Source organism: Pelomonas margarita, assembly GCF_043555875.1.
In the GTDB taxonomy this organism is placed as follows: domain Bacteria; phylum Pseudomonadota; class Gammaproteobacteria; order Burkholderiales; family Burkholderiaceae_C; genus Pelomonas; species Pelomonas margarita.
The window spans coordinates 1-1383 of record NZ_JBIGHW010000046.1; the positions used below are offsets into that span (position 1 = coordinate 1).

Genomic DNA, 1383 nt, shown 5'->3' on the forward strand with positions numbered 1-1383 from the left:
ACGAGACGCCGGTGCCGCTGCTGGACCCGGGCGCCGGCAAGACGAAGAAGGCGTACGTCTGGGCCTGGGCGCGCAGTCATCACGACCCACACCCGGGCGTGATCTACGAGTTCTGCCTGGGTCGAGGATCGCAGTACCCGCTGGCCTTCCTCGGCGGTAACGGACCACCGGGACGAGAGCCCGCCTGGCAGGGCACGCTCATCACGGACCAGTACGGGGGCTACAACGCCGTGCTGGACACCAAGCGCTACCCGCAGCGCAAGTCCGCAGCGTGCGCCGCGCATGCCCGTCGTCGCTTCGAGGAACTCAGCCGGGGCGGCAGAGCTGGCCACAGCGCCAGCGTCGTCGCGACCGAGGCCATGCATCGCTGGGCGCGGATCTACCGCGCCGAAGCGGCCTTCAGTGAGATGAGCCACGAGGAACGCCGGCAGGCACGCCAGGCGGTGAGCCGGCCGTTGTGGGAGGAGTTCGAGGTGTGGCTGAAGCTGCAGCGCACGCAGGTGCTGGACGGCAGCAAGATCGCCGAGGCGATCGACTACAGCCTCAACGCTTGGGACTCGCTGACGCTGCACCTTGACGACGGGGCCGTGGTCATCGACAACAACCTCATCGAGCGGCAGATCAAGCCCTGGAAGCTCGGTGCGAAGAACTGGCTGTTCGCCGGCAGCGCGTTGGCCGGCCAGCGCGCTGCGGTGGTGATGAGCCTGGTGCAGTCGGCCAAGCTCAACGGTCTGGATCCGTGGGCTTACCTGCGTGATGTGCTGGCGCGCATCCACATGCACCCGAGCCAGCGCCTGGAAGAACTGCTGCCGCACCGCTGGCGGCCCGCGTGACGATGGGAAGGATCACGACCCCTGTGATCGCGCAGGCCCACCTCGGTGTCCAGCGGATGAGCCTGGCGCAGAAGGTGGCGCTGACCGACGAGATCTTCAAGGAGCAGCCCACCTTGCTGGCCTCGATCCTGGTCCTGCCACGCATGGGCGTGGCCATGGAGCAGTTGGATGTGGCGATACACATCCTGCTGGTCGCGTTCCAGGCGATGAAACTCAGCGGTCACCAGTGGCCCGTCGTCACCGAGGACATCCAAGAGGGGTGCCTGCAGCGCCTCACAGCCCGTGCGCGCTTCAACGAAGGGCTGCCGCCTGAGTTGGTCGCCCAGATCGTTCAGCAGTTCTGTGACGAGCATGCCGAGCGCTTCCTGCTTGCGTTCGTCTACGGCTATCTCGGTGACCACGACCTGTGGGCTGTGCGTACCGAGGCTGAGAAGTACCTGGTGCTTGCCACGCTCAACCTCGTGGAGTGCATCGCCTTCGTCGGATCGGTCTCAGCAGTCAGATAGCTTCGCGCCCCGAACTGGTCAAGGTGGCGCGACTGGACGCTCAC

General features: G+C 66.3%; 2 protein-coding genes. Both read left to right on the plus strand.

All coding sequences use genetic code 11. The features are described 5' to 3' along the window. On the plus strand, positions 1–833 hold an 833-nt coding region (tnpC, locus tag ACG0Z3_RS23130; protein ID WP_394402402.1), incomplete at its 5' end, for an IS66 family transposase. Positions 834–856: 23 nt separating this feature from the next. Then, positions 857–1339 (plus strand): hypothetical protein, encoded by a 483-nt coding sequence (locus ACG0Z3_RS23135; RefSeq protein WP_394402404.1) that lies wholly within the window; start codon positions 857–859, stop codon positions 1337–1339. Positions 1340–1383: the final 44 nt, after the last annotated feature.